General features: G+C 67.6%; 21 protein-coding genes. 5 read left to right on the top strand and 16 right to left on the bottom strand.

Features of this window, described 5'->3' with window-relative positions; genetic code table 11:
* Nucleotides 1-2 precede the first annotated feature (2 nt).
* From C6I20_RS11255 to C6I20_RS11270, 4 genes are read right to left on the bottom strand one after another with little or no spacing between them, the layout of a single operon-like run.
* Nucleotides 3-314, bottom strand: a complete 312-nt coding sequence (locus C6I20_RS11255) for a hypothetical protein (protein WP_118396047.1) — start codon at nt 312-314, stop codon at nt 3-5.
* On the bottom strand, nt 311-1,717 hold the full coding sequence (locus C6I20_RS11260; RefSeq protein WP_118396048.1) for a wax ester/triacylglycerol synthase family O-acyltransferase: 1,407 nt from the start codon (nt 1,715-1,717) through the stop codon (nt 311-313). Before C6I20_RS11260 ends, C6I20_RS11255 begins: the two co-directional genes overlap by 4 nt.
* Nucleotides 1,718-1,757: 40 nt before the next feature.
* Nucleotides 1,758-2,891: a chromosome partitioning protein gene (locus C6I20_RS11265; protein WP_118396049.1), complete on the bottom strand. Its 1,134-nt coding sequence runs from the start codon at nt 2,889-2,891 to the stop codon at nt 1,758-1,760.
* Nucleotides 2,891-3,553 (bottom strand): hypothetical protein, encoded by a 663-nt coding sequence (locus tag C6I20_RS11270; RefSeq protein WP_118396050.1) that lies wholly within the window; start codon nt 3,551-3,553, stop codon nt 2,891-2,893. The genes C6I20_RS11265 and C6I20_RS11270 overlap by 1 nt, the downstream gene beginning before the upstream one ends.
* Before the next feature lie 108 nt (nt 3,554-3,661).
* Here C6I20_RS11270 and C6I20_RS11275 point away from each other — a divergent pair, with 108 nt between their 5' ends.
* Complete coding sequence (locus C6I20_RS11275; protein WP_118396051.1) at nt 3,662-3,898, top strand: helix-turn-helix domain-containing protein; 237 nt, start codon at nt 3,662-3,664, stop codon at nt 3,896-3,898.
* Here the strand turns inward: C6I20_RS11275 and C6I20_RS11280 are convergent.
* A complete protein-coding gene (locus tag C6I20_RS11280) occupies nt 3,882-4,385 on the bottom strand; it encodes a hypothetical protein (RefSeq protein WP_118396052.1) in 504 nt (167 codons plus the stop codon). The genes C6I20_RS11275 and C6I20_RS11280 overlap by 17 nt on opposite strands.
* A gap of 145 nt (nt 4,386-4,530) precedes the next feature.
* Here C6I20_RS11280 and C6I20_RS11285 point away from each other — a divergent pair, with 145 nt between their 5' ends.
* Both C6I20_RS11285 and C6I20_RS11290 read left to right on the top strand, forming a co-directional pair.
* Nucleotides 4,531-5,121, top strand: coding sequence for a LysM domain-containing protein (locus tag C6I20_RS11285; RefSeq protein ID WP_118396053.1), 591 nt, complete (start codon nt 4,531-4,533; stop codon nt 5,119-5,121).
* Nucleotides 5,118-5,603, top strand: a complete 486-nt coding sequence (locus C6I20_RS11290) for an Rv3235 family protein (protein ID WP_118396054.1) — start codon at nt 5,118-5,120, stop codon at nt 5,601-5,603. Before C6I20_RS11285 ends, C6I20_RS11290 begins: the two co-directional genes overlap by 4 nt.
* 322 nt (nt 5,604-5,925) lie before the next feature.
* Here the strand turns inward: C6I20_RS11290 and secA are convergent, their stop codons facing one another.
* From secA to ahcY, 9 genes are all read right to left on the bottom strand, one after another.
* Nucleotides 5,926-8,628: a preprotein translocase subunit SecA gene (gene secA / locus C6I20_RS11295; RefSeq protein ID WP_254052327.1), complete on the bottom strand. Its 2,703-nt coding sequence runs from the start codon at nt 8,626-8,628 to the stop codon at nt 5,926-5,928.
* An 80-nt stretch (nt 8,629-8,708) separates the two neighbouring features.
* Entirely contained in the window at nt 8,709-9,926 is a 1,218-nt protein-coding gene (locus C6I20_RS11300) for a winged helix-turn-helix domain-containing protein (RefSeq protein WP_216822870.1), read from the bottom strand.
* 31 nt (nt 9,927-9,957) lie between these two features.
* The gene (locus tag C6I20_RS11305) at nt 9,958-10,620 is read right to left on the bottom strand and encodes a response regulator transcription factor (RefSeq protein WP_254052122.1); all 663 of its coding nucleotides are present in this window, start codon (nt 10,618-10,620) and stop codon (nt 9,958-9,960) included.
* A gap of 42 nt (nt 10,621-10,662) precedes the next feature.
* Nucleotides 10,663-11,289: a ribosome hibernation-promoting factor, HPF/YfiA family gene (hpf, locus tag C6I20_RS11310; protein WP_118396058.1), complete on the bottom strand. Its 627-nt coding sequence runs from the start codon at nt 11,287-11,289 to the stop codon at nt 10,663-10,665.
* A 105-nt stretch (nt 11,290-11,394) separates the two neighbouring features.
* Nucleotides 11,395-12,093 carry a ComF family protein gene (locus tag C6I20_RS11315; RefSeq protein ID WP_216822871.1) on the bottom strand — a complete coding sequence of 233 codons (699 nt, stop codon included), beginning with the start codon at nt 12,091-12,093 and terminating at the stop codon, nt 11,395-11,397.
* Between the two features lie 59 nt (nt 12,094-12,152).
* Nucleotides 12,153-13,880, bottom strand: coding sequence for a GerMN domain-containing protein (locus tag C6I20_RS11320; RefSeq protein WP_162891278.1), 1,728 nt, complete (start codon nt 13,878-13,880; stop codon nt 12,153-12,155).
* A gap of 20 nt (nt 13,881-13,900) precedes the next feature.
* Nucleotides 13,901-15,430: an MtrAB system histidine kinase MtrB gene (gene mtrB / locus C6I20_RS11325; RefSeq protein ID WP_118396060.1), complete on the bottom strand. Its 1,530-nt coding sequence runs from the start codon at nt 15,428-15,430 to the stop codon at nt 13,901-13,903.
* A 25-nt stretch (nt 15,431-15,455) separates the two neighbouring features.
* Nucleotides 15,456-16,154, bottom strand: coding sequence for an MtrAB system response regulator MtrA (gene mtrA, locus C6I20_RS11330; RefSeq protein WP_256372156.1), 699 nt, complete (start codon nt 16,152-16,154; stop codon nt 15,456-15,458).
* A gap of 103 nt (nt 16,155-16,257) precedes the next feature.
* Entirely contained in the window at nt 16,258-17,685 is a 1,428-nt protein-coding gene (ahcY, locus tag C6I20_RS11335; RefSeq protein ID WP_118396061.1) for an adenosylhomocysteinase, read from the bottom strand.
* A gap of 151 nt (nt 17,686-17,836) precedes the next feature.
* On the opposite strand from ahcY, the gene C6I20_RS11340 reads away from it, so the two are divergent.
* Both C6I20_RS11340 and mctP read left to right on the top strand, forming a co-directional pair.
* Complete coding sequence (locus C6I20_RS11340; RefSeq protein ID WP_118396062.1) at nt 17,837-18,118, top strand: DUF3311 domain-containing protein; 282 nt, start codon at nt 17,837-17,839, stop codon at nt 18,116-18,118.
* Nucleotides 18,115-19,785: a monocarboxylate uptake permease MctP gene (mctP, locus tag C6I20_RS11345; protein WP_118396063.1), complete on the top strand. Its 1,671-nt coding sequence runs from the start codon at nt 18,115-18,117 to the stop codon at nt 19,783-19,785. Before C6I20_RS11340 ends, mctP begins: the two co-directional genes overlap by 4 nt.
* Nucleotides 19,786-19,837: 52 nt before the next feature.
* Here the strand turns inward: mctP and C6I20_RS11350 are convergent, their stop codons facing one another.
* Together C6I20_RS11350 and C6I20_RS11355 are read right to left on the bottom strand one after the other, a co-directional pair.
* A complete protein-coding gene (locus C6I20_RS11350; protein WP_118396064.1) occupies nt 19,838-20,818 on the bottom strand; it encodes a cation diffusion facilitator family transporter in 981 nt (326 codons plus the stop codon).
* A 16-nt stretch (nt 20,819-20,834) separates the two neighbouring features.
* Nucleotides 20,835-21,005: a Trm112 family protein gene (locus C6I20_RS11355; protein ID WP_118396065.1), complete on the bottom strand. Its 171-nt coding sequence runs from the start codon at nt 21,003-21,005 to the stop codon at nt 20,835-20,837.
* Between the last annotated feature and the right edge of the window lie 22 nt (nt 21,006-21,027).

Genomic DNA, 21,027 nt, shown 5'->3' on the forward strand with positions numbered 1-21,027 from the left:
CATCACGACGACGCCGTGTTCCCGCCCCGCAGGGTGTGGAGCACGGCGTCGATCTCTTGGGTCGCGAACCAGGCCAGGTCGCCCGTCTCGTCGACCGCGGTGTGGAACGAGGCGATGTCCGCCAGAGTGACCGGGGAATCAGGGTCGTCGAGCTCGGCGGCTGCTACTACCGCGCCGTGCTCGGAGGCTTCCTCGAGCGCCGCGAGCTCGTCCTCCTCGTCCTCGGAGGCAGCGACGAATGCGGGCGGGGACACCGGGTCACCGGCCGCCAGCGCGACGAGATCGTCGTCGCCGACCGCGAGATAGACCCTCATGACTTCTTAGCGGGCCGCTGCCGCCCGCGCGGTGCCCGGGAGCTCCGACCGTCCACCGTCTCGACCAGCTCGGTCAGGGCGTCCTCGATGCACTGGGCCAGGATGTCGACGTCCGGCACGGCCTCACGGTCCGCGACGATGCCGAAGAACACCTTGCTGTTGTACGACGTCACCCCGATCGACACCGCCCGGTGTCCGCTCAGCGGGATGCACGGATAGACCTCGCTGACGACCTCACCTGCCATGTAGACCGGGTCCTGCGGTCCGGGCACGTTCGTGATGACGATCTGGTGGCCCCGCCCAGCCTCGGCGTCGGCAACCCGGGCGCCGACCGCGTGGAACGTCGAGGTCGCGAAGCCCGGGAGGTTGGCGAGCTTGTTGGCCGCCACCGCCGATCCCGTCTCGCGATGATCCTTCAACGCGTACGACACCTGGTGCAGGCGGACGACCGGGTTGGACTCACCGACCGGCAGCGACAGCAAATGTCCACGCACCTTGGAGCCCAGCGAGGTTGGCAGCCCGTCCTCGGCGACGACCGACATCGGCACCATCGCGCGGAAGCTCGTCTTGGCCGAGACGGGTTCGGCCCTGGTGAGCATCCACCCGCGGATGCCACCGGCGATCACGGCGAGGATCACGTCGTTGACGGTGCCGCCGTGCTCTTCCCGCACTCGCCGGAAGTCGTCGAGCTGAGCCGCCAGTGATGCGAAGCGGCGATGCCGTGACAGCTCGGTCGACAGCACGCCGTGTGGAGCTTGACCGTCCGAACCGATCAGCGGGAGACGACGCGCGAGCCGGCCCAGGTTGAGCTCGGCGACCTTGAGCGCCTCTCCGGGATGTCGGAGGTTGCGGTTGAGGGTCCCGACGACGAGCCCCGCGGCGTGCGGCTCGGACCGGGCGTTCCACTCCTCGTGCGGGATGTCCCGGTCGTGCGCTGTCTCCTCGAGCAGGACCTGAGCCAGGTCGACAGTCTCGGACCCGTCCACCAGCGCCTGGTGCGCCTTGAACAGCAAGGCCGCGCGTCCGCCGGACAATCCCTCGATCAGGTAGAGCTCCCACAACGGGCGGTCCAGGTCGAGTCGGCGGGCGATCAATCGGCCCACGAGCTCGTGCAGTGCATTGGTCGTGCCCGGCCGGGGCAACGCCGACCGGCGCACGTGCAGGGTGATGTCGAAGTTCTCGTCGTCGAGCCACACCGGTGTGCCGAGGGATCCGGGCACCGTGCGCGGGACCTGGCGGTAACGGGGCACCAGATCGATGCGCTCGTTGATCACGTGGATCAGCCGGTCGTACTCCAGCGAGTGCTCGCCCGGCTCGAGGATCGCCAGTGAGGCAATCTGACGCGGCACGGTCGGGGTGTCCTGTTGCAGGAACATCGCGTCCAGGGGGCTCAACCGTTGCATGACTCTCCTCGGGACGTCCTGCAGTGAAGTTACCACCGAGTCATGTAGTTGAGGGCGCGAGGATCGGTGTGTTCCCGACCTGCGAGACCAACGTCCGGGCCAGAACCTCGATCCGGGCCACGAATGGGGACGAAGGGGACACCTCGCGCGGTGTCCGCCCGCTGACCGCGGCGAGGTCGAGGGCCGCCTGGTCGAATGGCAGGTGGACCGACGGCGCGATGCCGGCGAGCCGGTGGAGCGTCGCATCGACCTCGCGCTCGCGCCATCCCAGGGATGAGCGTGCCTGGTTGAGCACCAGGGTCGGCACGCGTCCGGGCAGCGTCTCGCCCAGCTCGTGCAGCCCACGCACCAGTCGGGCGAGCCCTACCGGCTCGGAACGGCCGACGACCACGACGTGGTCGGACTCCTCCAGCACCTGCAGCGTCGTCTGGTTGCGGTTGCCGGGCTCGAGGGAGAAGCCGCAGTCGACCACCAGCAGGTCTGCGGAGGCGCGCAGGCGCCCGAGGACCAGGTCGAGCGCTCCGGTCCGCACCTGCGGCCACATGTCGGCTCGTGGCAGGCCCGTGAGCAATCTCAGCCGATCGTCGATCACGAGCAGGTGGTCCTTGACCTCCATGAAGCGACCCGTGTTGGCTGCGCGGCAGGCGGCGACCAACCCGCTGACGTCGTCGAGCACGGACAGCGACTGTCCGAGCGAGCCGCCGTACGTGTCAGCGTCGACCAGGATCGTGTCGATGCCCTGCGCGGCCGCGGCAGCGGCGAGCGACAGGGCGAGGGTGCTGCGTCCCGGCGAACCGGCCGGACCCCACACTGCGACCAGGGGCGCCCGCGACTCGTCCGTCGGCGGCGGCACGGACCGACGATCGCGGGCCAGGTCGGCGAGGTGGCCGAGCCGCGCGATCCGATTGATACCGAGCGCGCGGCACTCCTCCTGGTCCGACTCGATCGCGGCGACCCGGATACCGTCCCGCTCGAGCCGGTGGACCGTGTCCGCATCCAGGCCGACGAGATCGGCACTGACCAGGGCCGCTGTTGCGAGGCCAGTGCCTGCCACGGCGAGCAGATCGGCGACGTCCACGCAGCGTCGGACTAGGCGAAGTCCGGCTGAGTCCTCGATCTCGCGGATCGTCGCAGCCTCCCAGCGCGCGCCACCTGCTGCGAGCACGACGTCCATCAGGACACTCGCACGAGCGTCACGTGGCCGGAGGCGACTGCGCCTACGACCGAGCCCTCCAGCTGGGCCGCAGCAACATCGACCAGCACGGTCTGGGCCAGCGAGCCGCTCCTGGCGGCGGAGTCCCCTGCCGACTCCACGACGCGCACGGACTCAAGCACCCTCTTCGCGATACTCCCCGGTTCGTCGCCGGGACCAGGGCCCACCCAGACGTCCACCAGATCGCCTCGCGCCAAGTCGGCTGGGGCCGAGCCATCCGCGACGCTGAGCGGCAGCTGGCTGCGCGAGTCCCGGGACGCGGGGACGACCGCAGCCTTGTCGACCAGCGATCCCTCGGTCACGCCATATGCCCAGACCAGCTCCTCGAGCGGAGCGGCGAACTCCTCGTCGGCCCGGACGTAGTTGCCCGTTGCCCCCTCCGAGAGGCGCACGCGGGTCGTCCGCAAGGCGCCCGGGTCGACCGGATCACCTGGCTGCGCCGACGAGCTGATCGACCAGTACTCGACCGTGTCGTCGCTGGCCGCGGCCAGTCGAGCGCCCAGGACCGTGGCCCCCAGCACGAGGAGCAGCCCCGTCAGCAGCCGTGGATCGCGCCACGGCCGGACGCGCAGACGCTGCGCCGTTGCCCCGCCCGATCCCCCGGGCCCCCGCCAGTTCCGCATACCTCGGTTCTACCGACTCGTCCCGGTTTCGTCCAGACCCGCTCTGGGTTGTCCACAACTTCACGAACCCCCCGCGCCCGTGACACCCAGCCATGGGAAACTGTGGGCATGCCACCTTCCACCCCTCGGTTCCTGACGCTGGCTGACGTCGCCGAGGTGCTCAATGTGACGGTGCGCCAGGTATACGCGTTGGTCCGCTCCGGCGAGCTGCGCGGCATCCAGATCGGCGGACGCGGCCAGTGGCGCATCGAGAACGACCAGCTCGAGGACTACATCACTCGGCAATATGCTCGCGCCGAGGTGCAGGACGACGAGCGCACCGAGGACGTCACCTCCGACCGCTGACCACGGCGATCGCGTCGAACGGCACAATCTGCTCACGACCCGAACCCACGCGGAGCTGCACGAAGTCCTGACCGACGACCTGCACCGAGCCATCGCGGGACATGCCGTCGACCAGTTGGACTCGGACGTCCTCCCCCCCATCCCGCAGCGCGCGGAGCACATGGCCCCAGCCGAGCGCGGATCTGACCGCGGTCGGCGCCTCGGACCGCCGCTCGGTGGAATGGACGGTCAAGACAGCCAGTGTGCTGACGACGTGATCGATCCCGTCGCCCCGGAGGTGGATCACCTGGTCGTTGACGAGCTCGACGACACCCTCGATCCGCTCGACGCCGCGCACCGCAAGGACCACACGCCCGCCGAGCAGCCGACGCCACGGCGTGCTGGCCCAGTCGCCATCACGCAGCTCCACCGCCAGCGCATCACGCTGCTCCAGCTCGATGTCGGCCGCCTGGCCCTCCAGGTCGTCGAAGAGTCGGTCCCACCTCATGTCCCGCACGCTATCCCAGCTCGGGGGCCCACGGCGCTGTCCCCAGGTTTGTGCACCACCTGTTGACAGACGCATTCAACCGGTCTTGTCTTGACTTAAATGTTGTCAAACGTCATCAAACGTCAAGGTCGGGTGGGGATGTCGCATGGTGTCTCGGGTTGGATGGGCCCTCGCGTCGCTGGCGGCCGTGAGTTTTGCGGCGCTCGGACCCGACGCCCGTGGGCTCTTGACGGACTTCGGCCGCGCCAGCTTCCCCGACACCCTGCTCGCCATCGGCAGTCTGGTGCAGCTGGGACTCTCGACGTGGGTCCTCGCCGTGGTCGCGCTCACCCTCGTCCGTACGCCCGCGCCGATTCTCCGCCGGGTAGCTCCGCACCTGTTCCGACGGGCGCTGCTCGCTGGCACCGCCGGAGCCTTGGCTGTGGCGCCCGCGTCGGCGGATCGGGCCTCGGCGCCGGACGAAGCGCCCGCGCGCGACATCGTGGGCCTGCGCGTGCCCGACCGACCCACCATCGAGCCGCTCCCAGCCCGCGTTGCTGAGCCCATCGTCGTCCGGGCCGGCGACACCCTGTGGGCGATCGCCGCCGGCACCCTGCCGGACGATGCCGCCACCGCCGACGTCGCCCGGGCGTGCGCCCGCTGGTACGCCGTCAATCGGGACGTCATCGGCGCGGACCCCAACCTCATCTTCCCCGCTCAGCACCTCATTCCACCTGCAGGGAAGGACCACACATGAAGACCGCCATTGCACTGATCGCCCCCACCCAGCTCCCCTCGTTCGCCGGGCCCGTCGAGCCCGCCACCGGCCAGATCCCGCTGCCGTTCCCCGGCATGAGACCCGTGCTTCCGGTCCCCGTCGAACGGGGCGACGCCGGTCCGCTGCGCGAGCGGTCCGCGCGCTTCATGCAGGCCCTTGTCGAGGTCCTGTCCGGCGAACGGGCCGCGCGGCAGATGGCCGCCTGGATGTCGCCCGAAGTCTACGAACAGCTCACGACGCGCCTCGCGGCACATGCCCGCGTCCCGTTGCGTGCCCGCTCGGGCCACCATGGAGTCCGGATCGTCTCGGTGCACGTCTCGATGGTCCACGACGAGGCGGCCGAGATCGCCGGTCGCATGGTCCACCGCGGCCGGTCCCGAGCCGTCGCGGTACGCCTGGAGCTGCAGAGGACCCACCGTGGCGAACAGGTATGGCGCTGCACCGCACTCACCTGGGCCTGACAAGCAAGGGCCGAGCGAGCAAGCTCAACAGTGGGCCGAGCGAGCGCAGCGAACAAAGGCAGGCGCCCAGGCGAAGCCTGGCAGCGGTAGCAACCGCAACACCGGGCCGAGCGAGCGCAGCGAGCAGTGGGCCGAGCGAGCGCAGCGAGCAGAGGCAGGCGCCCAGGCGAAGCCTGGCAGCGGTAGCAACCGCAACACCGGGCCGAGCGAGCGCAGCGAGCAGTGGGCCGAGCGAGCGCAGCGAGCAAAGGCAGGCGCCCAGGCGAAGCCTGGCAGCGGTGAGGAACGAACCGCTGGAGCGGCGAGGAACGAGCCGCGCGCCCTAGCGGTTGTTCTTCCTGGACTTCCGCTGTTGCTTGGTCTTCTGCCGGGCGCGATTCTTGGCGTTGGCCGCGCGACGCGCCTCCGACTCAGGAGTGTCCTCGGCAACGCTCTCGCCTCGGACCTCGGCCTCGCCGTCCTCGCTGGGAGCCGAGTACGACAGCGCCTGAGGCTTCTTCTCGCCACCCAGACCCTTGGCGGTGAGCTGCGGCTCGGACTCGGACTCGGACTCGCCGCTCTGCTCCACCTGAACGTCAAGATTGAACAAGAAGCCCACCGACTCCTCGGCGATGCCCTCCATCATGGCGTTGAACAGGTCGAAGCCCTCGCGTTGATACTCCACGAGCGGATCGCGCTGCGAGTACGCCCGCAGGCCGATGCCCTCACGCAGGTAGTCCATCTCGTAGAGGTGCTCGCGCCACTTGCGGTCCAGCACGCTCAGGACGACACGACGCTCGAGCTCACGCACGACTTCCGAGCCGAGCTCTTCTTCGCGCTTCTTGTACGCCGCCAGGGCGTCCTCGGACACCAGGGCATGGAGCAGGTCGCGGGACAGACCCTCGCGCCCGCCAGCCTCGGACTCGACGCCCTCGACTGTCAGGCCAACCGGGTAGAGCGTGCCGAGCGCGGTCCAGAGCTGGTCAAGCTCCCACTCCTCGGGGAAGCCCTCGGTGGCACCGTTGACGTAGGCCGTCACGACATCACCGATCGTCGAGGTGACCCACTCGTGCATGTCCTGGCCCTCCAGGACCTGACGACGCTCCGCGTAGATGACCGAGCGCTGGGCACTCATGACGTCGTCGTACTTGAGGATGTTCTTGCGAGTCTCGAAGTTCTGCGCCTCGACCTGCGACTGCGCCGAGGCGATCGCGCCGGTGACGCGCTTGTTCTCGATCGGCACGTCGTCGGGGATCTTCATGGTCTGCAGGACCCAGTTGACCCAGTCGGCCTTGAACAACCGCATCAGGTCGTCCTCGAGCGACAGGTAGAAGCGGGTCTCGCCCGGGTCGCCCTGTCGGCCGGAGCGCCCGCGCAGCTGGTTGTCGATGCGGCGGGACTCGTGACGCTCGGTGCCGAGCACCATCAGTCCGCCCACGGCGGCGACCTCGTCGTGCTCGGTCGCGACCTGGGCCTCCATCTGCTTGAGCGTGTCAGCCCACGCAGCCTCGTAGGCCTCGGAGTCCTCGAGCGGATCGAGGCCCTTGCTACGGAGCGCGGCGTCAGCGAGGAACTCGACGCTGCCGCCCAGCATGATGTCGGTGCCACGGCCGGCCATGTTGGTGGCGACCGTGACGGCACCCTTGTGCCCTGCCATCGCCACGATCGAAGCCTCACGATCGTGCTGCTTGGCGTTGAGCACCTCGTGTGGGACTCCGCGCTTCTTGAGCTGCTTGGACAGGCGCTCACTCTTCTCGACGCTGGTCGTGCCGACCAGGATCGGCTGTCCCGCGGCATGCCGCTCGACGATGTCCTCGACGACGGCGTCGAACTTGGCCTGCTCCGTGCGGTAGACCAGGTCGGGCTGGTCGACCCGGGCCACGACCCGGTTGGTCGGGATCGCGACGACTCCGAGCTTGTAGATCTTGTCGAACTCGGAGGCCTCGGTCAGGGCCGTACCGGTCATGCCGCCGAGCTTGTCGTAGAGGCGGAAGTAGTTCTGCAGCGTGATCGTCGCGAGGGTCTGGTACTCCTCGCGGATACGGACGCCTTCCTTGGCCTCGATGGCCTGGTGCAGGCCCTCGTTGTAGCGGCGCCCGTCCAGGATGCGTCCGGTGTGCTCGTCGACGATCAGGACCTCGCCCTCGATGACGACGTAGTCCTTGTCGTTCTTGAAGAGCTCCTTGGCCTTGATCGCGTTGTTCAGGAAGCTGATCAGTGGGGTGTTGACCGCGTCGTAGAGGTTGTCAATGCCGAGCTGGTCCTCGACCCTGTCGATGCCCTCCTCGGTGACCGCGATCGTCCGCTTCTTCTCATCGACCTCGTAGTGGTCGTCGATCTTCATCGCGCCGACGATCCGGGCGAACTCGCCGTACCACTTGACCTCTTCCTCGGTCGGTCCGGAGATGATCAGCGGGGTGCGGGCCTCGTCGATGAGGATCGAGTCGACCTCGTCCACCACGGCGAAGTTGTGTCCGTGCTGCACGCACTCGGCGATGTCGTCGGCCATGTTGTCGCGCAGGTAGTCGAAACCGAACTCATTGTTGGTGCCGTAGGTGATGTCTGCGGCATACGCCTCGCGGCGCTCGTTGGGAGACATGCTCGGCAGGATCATGCCAACGCTCAAGCCCAAGAAGTGGTGCACCCGACCCATCCACTCCGCGTGGTAGCGGGCCAGATAGTCGTTGACCGTGATGACGTGGACGCCCTTGCCCTCGAGCGCGTTGAGGTAGGCCGGGAGGGTCGAGACCAAGGTCTTGCCCTCGCCGGTCTTCATCTCGGCGATGTTGCCCAGGTGCAACGCCGCGCCGCCCATGATCTGCACGTCGAAATGCCGCTGGCCCAGGACCCGGAAAGCCGCCTCGCGCACCGTGGCGAAGGCCTCCGGCATCAGGTCATCCAGACTCGCGCCGTCGGCGAGCCGCGCGCGGAACTCGTCGGTCATCCCGCGGAGCTCCTCGTCGCTCATCGCGTGGAACTCGTCCTCGATGGCGTTGACCTGCTTGGCGATCGCCTGGAGCTGCTTGAGGACTTTGCCTTCGCCCATGCGAAGGATCTTGTCGATGACCTTGGGCACGTAGATGCACTTCCTGGATGAAGGGGTTGCCGAAAAGTTTGAGAGCCTGCTCAGTCTAGGTGACGTGCAAGGGAGGCCGTGAGTTCCCCGGCCAGATCTCCCCGCTCCGGCGGGACCACCGATGCCAGGCCCAACCAGCGGGCCATCAGACGCAGCTCCTGCGCCAGCTCGTCGGCCGTGCTGGCCGGCGCGTGCGACTCCGCCCATGCGCCGTGCACCACGAGTCGGCCGGTCTGCCGGTCGGCCTTGAGGTCGACCCGGGCGACGAGACGGTCGCCCAACAGGAACGGCAGCACGTAGTAGCCGTGCACACGTTTGTGCGCCGGGACGTAGATCTCGATGCGGTACTGGAAGTCGAACAGCTGCTGGGTGCGGGTGCGCTCGAACACCAGCGGATCGAATGGGCTCAGCAGAGCACGTGCCGCGATCTTGCGGGGCCGCGCTGCATCGCGATGCAGGTACGCCGGACGCTTCCAACCCTCGATGGTCGCTGGGATCAGCTCACCGGTGCCGACCAGCTCGTCGATCGCGGCCCTGCTCGACGCCGGATCCATCCGGAAGTAGTCACGCAGGCACTGAGCGGTCCCGACACCGAGGGCCCGGGCTGCGTGGCTCACGAGGACTCGGTGCGCTTCGCGACCGTCCAGCGGTGGCGCATCCAGCTGGGCCTGCGGAATCACTCGTTCGGGCAGGTCGTAGACACGCTCGAAGGCGGAGTTGCGTCTCGCGGCGGTGACCTGCCCCTTGTAGAACAGGTACTCCAGGGCCATCTTGACCTCCGACCAGTTCCACCCCCAGCTGTCCTTGTCCCGAGGCGTGTCGTGCTGAATCTCCCGCGCGGTCAACGGACCGTGCGCCCGCACCTCCTCCAGCACCCAGGCCACGAACTCCGGCTTCGCCAGGAAGATCCGCGCCATGCCGCCCCACATGCGAGCGCCGCTGGCCATCCTGAACTGAAGGGCCTGCCACAGATTGACATCCACCAGCGCGGCCTCATGCGCCCAGTACTCGAACAGCCGTCGCGGTCGCCGACTCGCTGCCCGGTGGAGCAGTTCCACGTCATAGGCGCCGAGCCGCGAGTACAACGGCATGTAGTGCGCGCGGGGCAGGACGTTGACCGAGTCGATCTGGAAGAAGCCGAGCCGGTCGACGACCCGTCCAACGTGCCGCGCCGTGACGTCGCCGTCGACACCCGGCCTCGGCCGGGTGAAGCCCTGCGCGGCCAACGCGATCCGCGCGGCCTGCGCCCTCGTCAGGTTCCGAGACATTGCGGGAGCCATGCTTGGCGGGCTCGCGTCCCTACTGGATGTCGTCGACGAGCTTGCTGCGAACGGCGTACATGGCCGCTTCCATCCGCGACTTCATCTGCAGCTTCTCCAAGATGTTGCGGATATGGTTCTTGACCGTGTTCTCGCTGATGAAAAGCTCTTCGGCGATCTCACGGTTGCTGCGCCCGCGTGCCACGTGGCGCAGGACGCCGAGCTCACGCGGGGTGAGGTTCGTGGTCGGTGCGGGGCTCCGGGACATCTGGACGAACTCGTCCAGCAGCTTGGTAGCCATGCTCGGGCTGATCAGCGACTGGCCTGATGCCACGAGTCGCACCGCCTCAGCCACCTGCTCGTACGTCGAACCGTCCTTGAGCAGGTAGCCCGATGCGCCGCTGCGGATCGACTCGTAGAGGTCGGACTCGTCGTCGCTCGCTGTGAGCATGATGATCCCGGTCGTCGGAGAGATCTCCTTGATCGCGGCGCAGACCTCGACACCGCTGCGCCCAGGCATGCGAACGTCGAGCAGCACGATGTCGAACGGATTCTCGGCAACGAGCTCGAGCGCCTTGTCGCCGTCGTCGCACTCCTCGAGCTCGAGGGCGTCGTCAGCGCTCAGCACCATCTTCACACCACGCCGGAAGAGCTCCTGGTCATCGACCAGCAGGACCCGGATGCTGTCACCCCGAGTAGTCACGGGACTGATCATGCCACGCCAAGCGCCGCGACGCCCACAGGCTCACTCGGTGACGTCGAGGTGGATCACTCCGTAGTCATAGGCTCGTCGCAGATAGACGACGCTGGGTCGCATCGAGTCCTTCTCCACGAACAGGTAGAAGTCGTGACCGACGAGCTCCATCTCGTACATCGCCTGATCGAGCGTCATGGGGGTGGCCTGGTGGGACTTTTCCCGCACGACGATCGGGCCGTCGCCCTCCACAGCGATGGGGCCTTCCTGGCGGTCGGGCACGTCATCGACCGGCTCGTCCTTGACCAGATCGGCGACTGGAAGGTCAGCGGTCGCGGCCGCCAAGGACGTCGCACTGTGGGGGTCACGGTGGTCGCGAGCCCGGTCGACCGAGCGGCGTAGGCGGGACTCGAGCTTGTCGATTGCCGCGTCGAGCGCGGAGTGCTGGTCGGTGGACGAGGCTTCGGCCCGAACCGCGGGTCCACGCGAGCGCAGCGTCATCTCCACCTTGGCCGCGGTGTCGTGCTGGCGCGGGTTCTTCTCGTGCGTGACCTCGACCTCGACCCGGCTGATCTTCTGCCGAGAGTCGTACTTCTCGAGCCGGAGGAGCTTGTCCTCGACGTGCTCGCGGAACCGTTCAGAGATCTCGCTGTTGCGACCGTTGACGACAATTTCCATGGGGACTCCCTTTGTTGTCGGTGCCGCGCTCAAACTTCAGCGCCGTCTTCACATACCTGAGACGGTAGACCGCGCTCCAAGGATCCGCCAGAGCATCGATGAACTTCATGGCCGATCCCCAGCAATGCGAGGAGTTGCTGCCACGACCGCCGCACCGATCGGGCGATGGCCGGCCGCGCTCAACGCCCGGACGGCCTCGGTCATCGTCGCCCCAGTTGTCAGGATGTCGTCCACGACGACGATGTCACGGCCCACCAGCAGGCGGGTCGAACGCAGCCGGAACGCTCCACGAAGATTGTTCGACCGCTCGGCCGCGTCGAGCCCCACTTGGTCCACCGTCTCCCGCGCCGATGCCAGGGCCCACGCGACTCGTGCGTCCACCCCGACCCGGCGCAGCAGACGTGCCGACGATGTGGCGAGCTCCCCCACCAGGTCACAGCCACGCGCCCGGCGACTCCTGCGCGACGTCGGCACCGGGACCAGCACCACGGGGCAGCCGTGACGCACGTGCACCAGAACGGACGCGGCCAGCAGATGGTCCAACGGAGTCGTCAGACGGGTGTTGCCCTGCTCCTTCCAGGCCACGATCACTCGCCGCAAGACGTCGGTATAGCGGCCCGCCGCGATGGGTGGCACCGGTCGGGTCCCACGCAGCGACTCCGGTGCCGGAGTCGGCCAGGCGATCTCGGGATGGGGACGGATCGCTTCGCCGCACGTGCGGCACAGTGCGAGCGCTGGACCGCCGCAGCCCGCGCATCGCACTCCGAGCACCAGGTCGGCAGCGGGGATCAGCAGGTCACGCACGCCACCAGCATTGCGTCATCGGACACCGACAACGAGGCGGAACCGGTCGGCTGTGGACGTCAGCGGCCCGTGGTCAAGGCTGTGACTCCGGTCGTGGTCAGGAGGCGCCACGATCCCCCCGGGGAGAGGAACCAGAGTCGGTCGCGCGCATCGGTCGCATAGCGCGCCCGAGACTCACCACTGTCGATCGCGAGCGTGCCCGCATCGACGTCCGGCAGGAGCGCGCCACCTCGGGCGACTCCCCCGTTCGTCGAGGATCCGTCGATCGCCGCGCTGTAGACCTGGCGACCGGACTGGCTCTCGGCCAGGAATGTCAGCTCTGTGCCGGAGGACCAGCTGACCGATCGAGGTGCGCGAGCCGATGTGTAGACCCTGCTGGGTTCGCCCAGGCCCAGGATCTGGTCCTTGGCGTCCCGCAGGACCCTCCCCACGTGGAGCGAGGACCCGGCGGCCGTCACGGCGTAGCGGGACCCATCGGGCGAGATCGCGAAATCCGTGGCCTCGAGCGAGGTCAGCCCACCGACGTCCAGCGTCCGGACATCCTTCCCCACGACCAGCCGGACCCGGGTGCGCGACCCTGGCCGGTCCACGAGCCACAGACCACCGTCGCTGTCCCACCGCGGGGCGATGAATCGTGAGCCGTCGAACGTACGCGCTGCCGTGCCCTTGCGGTTGGTGACCCGGACTGCCGTACGACCGGCCAGGACCCCGGCCACCCCCTGCTCCGAGACCCCGATGAAGACGGCACCGCGCGCATCCGTGCCCCACGCGCCGGTCATCGGCTCGACCTTGCCATCATCGATCTGCACGATCTTGTCGCCGGCGATCGCATACGTGTGCGTCCGCGCGATGCTCGGCCCGTAGCCGCCCCACGAGTCAATGTCCTGGAGCGCGTTCCCGCTGCTCGTCAACACCGTCGCATCCCCCACGAGTCGGACCGCAACGACCTCGGGGACCTGACGAAGCGTCCACACGATCTGGGCCGAGAGGTGCTTCTGCTCCGTGTCGGACAGGGCGGACAAATCGGTGGCGAACTCGACGTCCGCCACACCGTTGGCAGAGACCGGCACTGACGGCCGCAGCGAGTCGGTCCCCGGGACGTACGTCCGCTCGGCGCCATCGCCGGCCGCGCCCGGTCCGCGGACCAGGCTCGCGATCAGTCCGGTCGCAAGCTGATCGCCCACCGGCAGGTAGATCGGGTCCGGCACGAGCCGGCTGCCGGGGCGATCGAAGTAGAAGATGTTGAACCGCCGGAAATAGTCTTCGAAGAACTTCTGGTTGACCAGCAGGCCGGCCTGCGGATTGGCAATACGCCACTGTCCGTCGACCCGTTCGAGCTCGTAGGAGATCTCTGCCTGCTCGGCCACCCGGGCGTAGTGCCCCTGGCGGTCAAGCCGCGCATCCTCGGCCAGCCTCAACCGGACCTCGACGGGCGGCTGCTCGGACTTGCTGGCGCCCGAGTCGTCCCGCCCCGCAAGTGTGGGAGACACCTCGGGATTGCTGTAGACCCGCACCTGGGCCGCCGAGCTCCACGACTTGGCGCCCTCAGGGGTCAGGAAGGCGGCGGCCGTGCCGGTCGACACCGGGTAGGCCAGCATCGCGTCGAGATAGCCACGGACGATCTGCTGCGGCGAAGCGCCGTCCGACGGCCGCGCCGGCGTGTAGCGCACCGTGCTCTCCCCGAAGCCGCTGTCGTCGGCGACCTTGGTGACCGGACCGGAGGTCGGGATACCTGCACATGCCGACACCACAAGAACCGTCGCGATCCCAGCGACGAGCCGGGTCACCGACTTCCTCCGACAGTCGCTCATGCGAACACCGACACGATGGCGGGGAACTTCGCGGAGCCCTCGGGCTTGGGGATCGTCAGGACGAACTCGCTGCCGTCGCCAGGTCGACCCCATGCCTGCAAGGTACCTCCGTGCAGCGCGGCGTCCTCCCTGGAGATCGCCAGACCTAGGCCCGTGCCGCCCTGCGTGCGAGCGGGATCGGCACGCCAGAAGCGGTCGAACACCCGGAGGTTCTCATCGCCGGTCAGTCCCACGCCGAAGTCACGCACCGACAACGACACGCACTGCTCGTTCTGTGCGACTTCGATCTCGATCACCGGGGATCCGCTGTACTTCGCGGCATTGGTCAGCAGGTTGCGGACGATCCGATCGATGCGGCGGATGTCGGCCTCGACCACGGCCGGGCGGGCGACTCCCACGAGGCGGATCTCGATGCCCTTGCGGGCGACGACCGGGTCATCGGCCGCCTGTTTCGCGACCCGGGCGAGGTCGATCGTGTCGAGCTCGAGGTCGGCGGCACCCGCATCGAAACGGCTCAGGTCGAGCAGATCGGCCAGGAGCGACTCGAACCGGTCGAGCTCACCCTTGAGCAGCTCGGCCGAGCGGGCGGTCTGCGGGTCGAACCGGGTGCGCGAGTCGTAAAGCACGGCGCTGGCCATCTGCACTGTCGTAAGAGGTGTCCGCAACTCGTGCGAGACGTCCGAGACGAACCGCTGCTGCAGCCGGGAGAGGTTCTCGAGTCGGCGGATCTGGCTCTGCAGGCTGGCCGCCATCTGGTTGAACGAGGTGCTCAGCCTGGCAATGTCATCCTCACCATTGACGTGCATGCGTTGCTCGAGGTTGCCGCTGGCGTAGCGCTCCGCGATGCGACGTGCCAGCCGGACCGGGTCGAGGACCTGTCGCGAGACGAGCCAGGCCACGCCGCCCACCATCAGAACCATCGCGAGCCCGCCCAGCATCAGGGCGCGCCGAACGAGGTCGAGCGTCGCCTGCTGGTCCTCCATCGAGAAGAGGTAGAACATCGCGTAGGTGTCCCCCGTGCCGGGAGCACGGAGCTGACTGCCGACCACGACCGAGGGCTCGGCCTCGGCCGAGCCGAGCAACGCCAGGTCGGAGTAGCGCCAGTACGTGCCGGCGGCACCCCTGACCGCCTTGTCGATGTCGGCCGGCAACGAGCCCTGCTCGATTGCGGCGGAGGATCGCACCGGCACCTGTCCCGCGTCCTTGGACAGCGGCCCCTCGAGCACCAGCTCATACGTCCGCTTGGCCCCCCGCGAGCTCGTCAACGAGTCGACCATGCGGGTCAGCGTCTGCGACTGCGTCGCAGGCTCGGTCTCGACAGCCGCATCGAGCTGGGTCTGCGCGTAGTCGAATCCCGACCGGGCCTCGGAGATCGCGGCGACCCGGCGTCCGTCGGCCAGACCGGTCGCGACGTCGCGCAGCAGCGCCCATCCGGTCAGTGAGATCACGAGCGCGCTGAGCACGATCGTGCTGGTGACGACCCGGGCCTGGATCGAGCGCCGCCAGATGCTGGTCAGGCTCGGCATCACGCGCGCCCGGGAGGTCGCGACATCATGGCGTCGGCGTGATCGCCTGATATCCGACGCCGCGCACGGTCCGGATGATCTGCGGGTCCTCGGCGTCATCCTCGATCTTCGACCGGAGCCGGGTCATGTGGACGTTGACGAGCTTGGTGTCGCCCGGATGGTGATAGCCCCACACCTTCTGCAGCAGCGACTCGCGGGTAAACACCTGCGCAGGATCCCCGAGCAGGCAGGCCAAGAGGTCGAACTCAAGCGGCGTGAGCTCGAGCGGCTCGCCCTTGCGGGTCACGGTGTGCCCCGCAGGATCGAGCACGATGTCGCCGAACTCAAGCGGCTCGGCCAGCTGGTCGGACCGGCGAAGTCGAGCCCGCACGCGGGCCACCAGCTCGGTGTTCTTGAACGGCTTGGTGATGTAGTCGTCGGCCCCTGCCTCCAGGCCCGCCACGACGTCGGGGGTGTCCGACTTGGCCGTCAGCATGATGATCGGCACGGCGGACTTCTCCCGGATCTGCCGGCACACGCTCATGCCGTCCAGGCCGGGGAGCATCAGGTCGAGCAGGACCACGTCGGGCTTGAACTGCGTGAACGCCGCCATGACCCGGTCGCCCGAGCGGCACACAGCTGTCGTGAGGCCCTCGCCCTCGAGAACGATCGTCAGCATCTCGGCGAGCGAAGCGTCGTCGTCGACCACGAGAACGCGGTCACGCTTGGTGCGGCGGTAGCTCACTCGTCACGGCCCGTCTTCGAGACAGACAACAACCACCGCAGCCGGGAGGACCCGGCTGCGGTGGCGCTGTTCTGTGCGTGATTCATGCGGTGTCGCTACCGGCTCAGTAGCGGTAGAGGTCCGACTTGTAGGGTCCGGCGACGTCCACACCGAGGTAGGCGGCCTGCTCCTTGGTCAGCTCGGTGAGCTCGACACCGAGTGCATCCAGGTGCAGACGGGCGACCTCCTCGTCGAGGTGCTTCGGGAGGACGTGGACGCCCAGCTCGTACTGACCGGCCTTGGTGTAGAGCTCGATCTGCGCGAGAACCTGGTTGGTGAACGAGTTGGACATCACGAACGACGGGTGGCCCGTCGCGTTGCCCAGGTTGAGCAGGCGACCCTCGGACAGCACGATGACCTTCTTGCCGTCCTCAAAGATCCACTGGTGAACCTGGGGCTTGATCTCGTCCTTGACGATGCCCGGGATCTTGGCCAGGCCGGCCATGTTGATCTCGTTGTCGAAGTGGCCGATGTTGCCCACGATCGCCTGGTGCTTCATCTTCTGGAAGTGCTCGACCGTGATGATGTCGAAGTTGCCGGTCGTGGTGATGAAGATGTCGGCCGTCTCGACGACCGAGTCGAGGCGCTTGACCTCGTAGCCGTCCATAGCTGCCTGCAGCGCGCAGATCGGGTCGATCTCGGTGACGATGACGCGAGCACCCTGGCCACGCAGCGACTCCGCAGAGCCCTTACCGACGTCGCCATAGCCACAGACGACGGCAACCTTGCCGCCGATCATGACGTCGGTGGCGCGGTTGAGACCGTCGATCAGCGAGTGGCGGCAGCCGTACTTGTTGTCGAACTTGCTCTTGGTGACCGAGTCGTTGACGTTGATCGCCGGGAACAGGAGCGTGCCCTCGCGGAAGCGGTCGTACAGGCGCAGGACGCCGGTGGTGGTCTCCTCGGAGACACCCTTGATGTCCTTCGAGATGTTGGTCCAGTGCTGCGGCTTGGCCTCGACCGAACGGGCCAGGACGCGCAGCACCTCCTTGAACTCCTCGTTGTCGGTGCTGTCCTGCGAGGGGACGACGCCGGTCTTCTCGTACTCAACGCCGAGGTGCAGCAGCATCGTGATGTCGCCGCCGTCGTCGAGGAGGACGTTCGGGCCGCCTTCGGCGAAGTCGAAGACCTTCTCGGCCTCGTCCCAGTACTCGGCGAGCGACTCGCCCTTCCACGCGAACACGGGAGTGCCCTGGGGGTCCTCGACCGTTCCGTTGCGACCCACGACGACCGCAGCGGCCGCGTGGTCCTGGGTCGAGAAGATGTTGCACGTCGCCCAGCGGACATCGGCGCCGAGATCCACCAGGGTCTCGATCAGCACGGCCGTCTGAATCGTCATGTGCAGCGAGCCAGCGATGCGGGCGCCTGCGAGCGGCTTGTCCTTGCCGAAACGCTCACGCATAGCCACCAGTCCGGGCATCTCGTGCTCGGCGAGGTCGATTTCCTTGCGACCGTACTCCGCGAGGGAGAGGTCAGCGACATTGTAATCCATGTCAAAGAGTCTACCGGCGGGTACGACATCGCACCGAATCGACTCGAGGACTACTGGCGTTCCCCCGACTTTCGCGACGATTCGGGTAGGCGTACGGTGTCCGATGAGCTGTGACGGGGGTCACGGCACAACTGATTCGGGGGAATCACGCATGTCAGAAGGCACGACACCCGACAACGCGCGCACGCCACCCGGCCGCGGCCCGCTTGTCCTCGCCGGGGTCCTCCTGGCGATCGCCATCGTGGTCCCGCTACTGGTGTGGACCTACGCCAAGACCGAGCCCACGCTGTGGGGTATCCCGTTCTTCTTCTGGTATCAGTTCGTCCTGGTCCTCGCGTCGGTCGTGCTGACCTCGATCGCCTACCGCCTGGTGATCGGCCACGAGCGCCAGCGCCGGATCTTCGAGGGAAGGACCGGGGGTGACGTCCGATGAATGACGTCAACCCGGTCTCGATGTCGGTCTTTTTGTTCTTCTTCCTGCTCGTCACGATCATGGGCTTTCTGGCCGCCCGCTGGCGCAAGGTCGGCGAGATGGACAATCTCGACGAGTGGGGTCTGGGCGGACGCAGCTTCGGCACGTTCGTCGCGTGGTTCCTGATCGGCGGCGACATCTACACGGCGTACACCTTCATCGCGGTGCCCGCGCTGCTGTACGCCGGCAACTCGATCGGCTTCTTTGCGGTTCCGTACACGATCGTCCTGTACCCGATCATCTTCATCTTCCTGCCGAGACTGTGGTCGGTCTCGCACCGCCGCTCGTACGTCACGCCGGCCGACTTCGTCCAGGGTCGATTCGACTCCAAGTCGCTGTCGCTGGCGATCGCCTTCACCGGGATCCTCGCGACGCTCCCCTACATCGCGCTGCAGCTCGTGGGGATCCAGGCCGTGCTCGACGTCATCGGGCTCGGCGGCGGGGCTGACGCGGGCTGGTTCCGCAAGGACCTCCCGCTGTTCCTGGCCTTTGCGGTGCTCGCCGCCTACACCTACTCTTCGGGCCTGCGGGCTCCCGCCATGATCGCGTTCGTCAAGGACACCCTGATCTATCTGGTCATCATCGTCGCGGTCATCTACATCCCGACGCAGCTCGGGGGGTGGGGCAACATCTTCGACTCGGCCGGCAAGGCGTTCGACACCTTCAACGCCGACAACGCCGACAAGATCGCCGCAGGCGACGCCAGCGGCAAGGGCCTCGTGCCCACGCTCGGCGCCTCACAGTGGGCGTACGCCTCGTTGTCCCTCGGCTCCGCGCTCGCGCTGTTCATGTATCCGCACTCGGTGACCGCCGTGCTGTCGACCAAGAACCGCAACATCATCCGACGCAACGCCGCACTGCTACCGGCGTACTCGTTCCTGCTGGGCCTGCTCGCGCTGCTCGGCATCGTGGCGATCGCCGCCGGGATCCAGGTCAAGAACCCGCAGCTGGCAATCCCGCAGCTTTTCGAGCAGGAGTTCACCCCCTGGTTTGCCGGGGTGGCCTTCGCGGCGATCGTGATCGGCGCGTTCGTGCCGGCCGCGATCATGTCGATCGCGGCGGCCAACCTGTGGACCCGCAACATCTACAAGGCCTTCATCAATCCCGACGCCACCGACGCGCAGGAGGCCAAGCAGAGCAAGGTGGCGAGCCTGTTCGTCAAGTTCGGTGCATTGCTGTTCGTCCTCGCTCTGCCGAAGGACTTCGCGATCAACCTGCAACTGCTGGGCGGCATCTGGATCCTGCAGACCCTGCCGGCGATCGTCGTCGGGCTCTACACGCGCTGGCTGCACCGCTACGCCCTGCTTGCCGGTTGGGCCGTGGGCATGATCTGGGGCACGATCGCGGCGTACAACAAGCCCGTGATCGGCGACCCCGGCTCGCACTTCGGCGGCTCCGTGGGACCGCTGGAGATCTTCGGCATCTCGATCAGCAACAACCTGATCTACTTCGGCATCACCGCACTCGTGCTCAACCTGCTCGTCGCGGTCATCGGCACGTACGTGTGCCGAGCGCTGAGCATCGATGCCGGAACTGACGACACGCACCCGACGGACTACCTCGCCGACGCCGGCGATCCGGATGTCGTCGATCGCCTCGACCCGCTGTCGACACCGCCCGTCGACTGACCACCAAGACGGCGACGGTCCTGCACCGCGGTGCGGGACCGTCGCCGTGTGGCTAGTGGCTCGGCGCGCTCGGCGTGGCGGGTCGGGCCTCGGGCACATGGCCGGCCATGAACACGTCCGGCTCCAGGTAGATCTGTGCGGCCATGGGCTCGGCCGCACGGATCGCCCGTTCCGCCGCGTCGATGATGCCAGCGATGTCGCTGCCCGACGCATCGGCCTCGATGCCGATCTTGGCCGCGAGGAGGAGCTCCTCGGGGGCGATGTGCAGGGTCTTCATGTGAATGATCTGCGTGACCCCGGTCGTCGACTCGATCGCGCCGCGCATCCGATCGATCGACTCGCGGGTAGCAGCCTCGCCGACCAGCAGACTCTTGACCTCGATCGCCAGCACGACCGCGACGACGATCAGCAGCACGCCGATGAAGCCCGTGCCGGCAACGTCGAAGTACGCGTTGCCGGTGAGCAGCGACAGGCTCACCGCGAGGAACGCTGCGACCAGGCCGATCAGGGCGGCAAAGTCCTCCAGCAGGATGACCGGCAGCTCGGGGGACTTGGCGCGCTGGATGAACGACCACCACGAGTGCGCACCGCGCACCTTGTTGCCCTCAACGATCGCGGTGCGGAACGACAGCGACTCCAGCACGATCGCGATCGCGAGCACGACCAGCGGAATGAAGCGCCACTTGCTGTCGAGGCTGTCGCCGTGACCACCCTGGAGCTCATGGAACTTGTGATACGCCTCGTAGAGCGCGAACAGTCCGCCGACGCTGAACAGCACGATCGACACGACGAACGCGTAGATGTAGCGCTCCCGTCCGAAGCCGAACGGGTGCTCCTCGGTCGCCTCGCGCTGCGAGCGCTTGCCGCCGACCAGCAGCAGCACCTGGTTGCCGGAGTCGGCCAACGAGTGGATCGACTCGGCCAGCATCGAGGAGAAGCCGGTCAGCAGGAATGCGATGAACTTGGTGATCGCGATCCCGGTGTTGGCCAGGAGTGCCGCGACGACCGCCTTGTTGCTGCCTTCGGTCGACATCAGTCCACTCTCGCGATCAACGGAGCGAACGCGCCTCGTCGACGAGCATCACTGGGATGTCGCGACGGACGGGATAGGCCAGGGCACATGCGCTGCAGACCAGCTCGCTGGCCTGCTCGTCGACGGCGAGGGTCGCGCGGCACTGCGGGCACACGAGGATCTCGAGCAGGGCGGGGTCAAGATTCATGGGGCAACCCTAGCGGCCGCCG

The organism is Aeromicrobium sp. A1-2, assembly GCF_003443875.1.
Lineage (GTDB): Bacteria > Actinomycetota > Actinomycetes > Propionibacteriales > Nocardioidaceae > Aeromicrobium.

Coding starts and splice junctions, on each gene's coding strand:
- C6I20_RS11285 (WP_118396053.1), top strand. CDS start 4,531: ATGGTGTCTCGGGTTGGATGGGCCCTCGCGTCGCTGGCGGCCGTGAGT.
- ahcY (WP_118396061.1), bottom strand. CDS start 17,685: ATGGATTACAATGTCGCTGACCTCTCCCTCGCGGAGTACGGTCGCAAG.
- C6I20_RS11275 (WP_118396051.1), top strand. CDS start 3,662: ATGCCACCTTCCACCCCTCGGTTCCTGACGCTGGCTGACGTCGCCGAG.
- C6I20_RS11280 (WP_118396052.1), bottom strand. CDS start 4,385: ATGAGGTGGGACCGACTCTTCGACGACCTGGAGGGCCAGGCGGCCGAC.
- C6I20_RS11350 (WP_118396064.1), bottom strand. CDS start 20,818: ATGTCGACCGAAGGCAGCAACAAGGCGGTCGTCGCGGCACTCCTGGCC.
- C6I20_RS11255 (WP_118396047.1), bottom strand. CDS start 314: ATGAGGGTCTATCTCGCGGTCGGCGACGACGATCTCGTCGCGCTGGCG.
- secA (WP_254052327.1), bottom strand. CDS start 8,628: ATGGGCGAAGGCAAAGTCCTCAAGCAGCTCCAGGCGATCGCCAAGCAG.
- C6I20_RS11270 (WP_118396050.1), bottom strand. CDS start 3,553: ATGCGGAACTGGCGGGGGCCCGGGGGATCGGGCGGGGCAACGGCGCAG.
- C6I20_RS11355 (WP_118396065.1), bottom strand. CDS start 21,005: ATGAATCTTGACCCCGCCCTGCTCGAGATCCTCGTGTGCCCGCAGTGC.
- hpf (WP_118396058.1), bottom strand. CDS start 11,289: ATGGAAATTGTCGTCAACGGTCGCAACAGCGAGATCTCTGAACGGTTC.
- C6I20_RS11265 (WP_118396049.1), bottom strand. CDS start 2,891: ATGGACGTCGTGCTCGCAGCAGGTGGCGCGCGCTGGGAGGCTGCGACG.
- C6I20_RS11340 (WP_118396062.1), top strand. CDS start 17,837: ATGTCAGAAGGCACGACACCCGACAACGCGCGCACGCCACCCGGCCGC.
- C6I20_RS11260 (WP_118396048.1), bottom strand. CDS start 1,717: ATGCAACGGTTGAGCCCCCTGGACGCGATGTTCCTGCAACAGGACACC.
- mctP (WP_118396063.1), top strand. CDS start 18,115: ATGAATGACGTCAACCCGGTCTCGATGTCGGTCTTTTTGTTCTTCTTC.
- C6I20_RS11300 (WP_216822870.1), bottom strand. CDS start 9,926: ATGTCTCGGAACCTGACGAGGGCGCAGGCCGCGCGGATCGCGTTGGCC.
- mtrB (WP_118396060.1), bottom strand. CDS start 15,430: ATGCCGAGCCTGACCAGCATCTGGCGGCGCTCGATCCAGGCCCGGGTC.
- C6I20_RS11290 (WP_118396054.1), top strand. CDS start 5,118: ATGAAGACCGCCATTGCACTGATCGCCCCCACCCAGCTCCCCTCGTTC.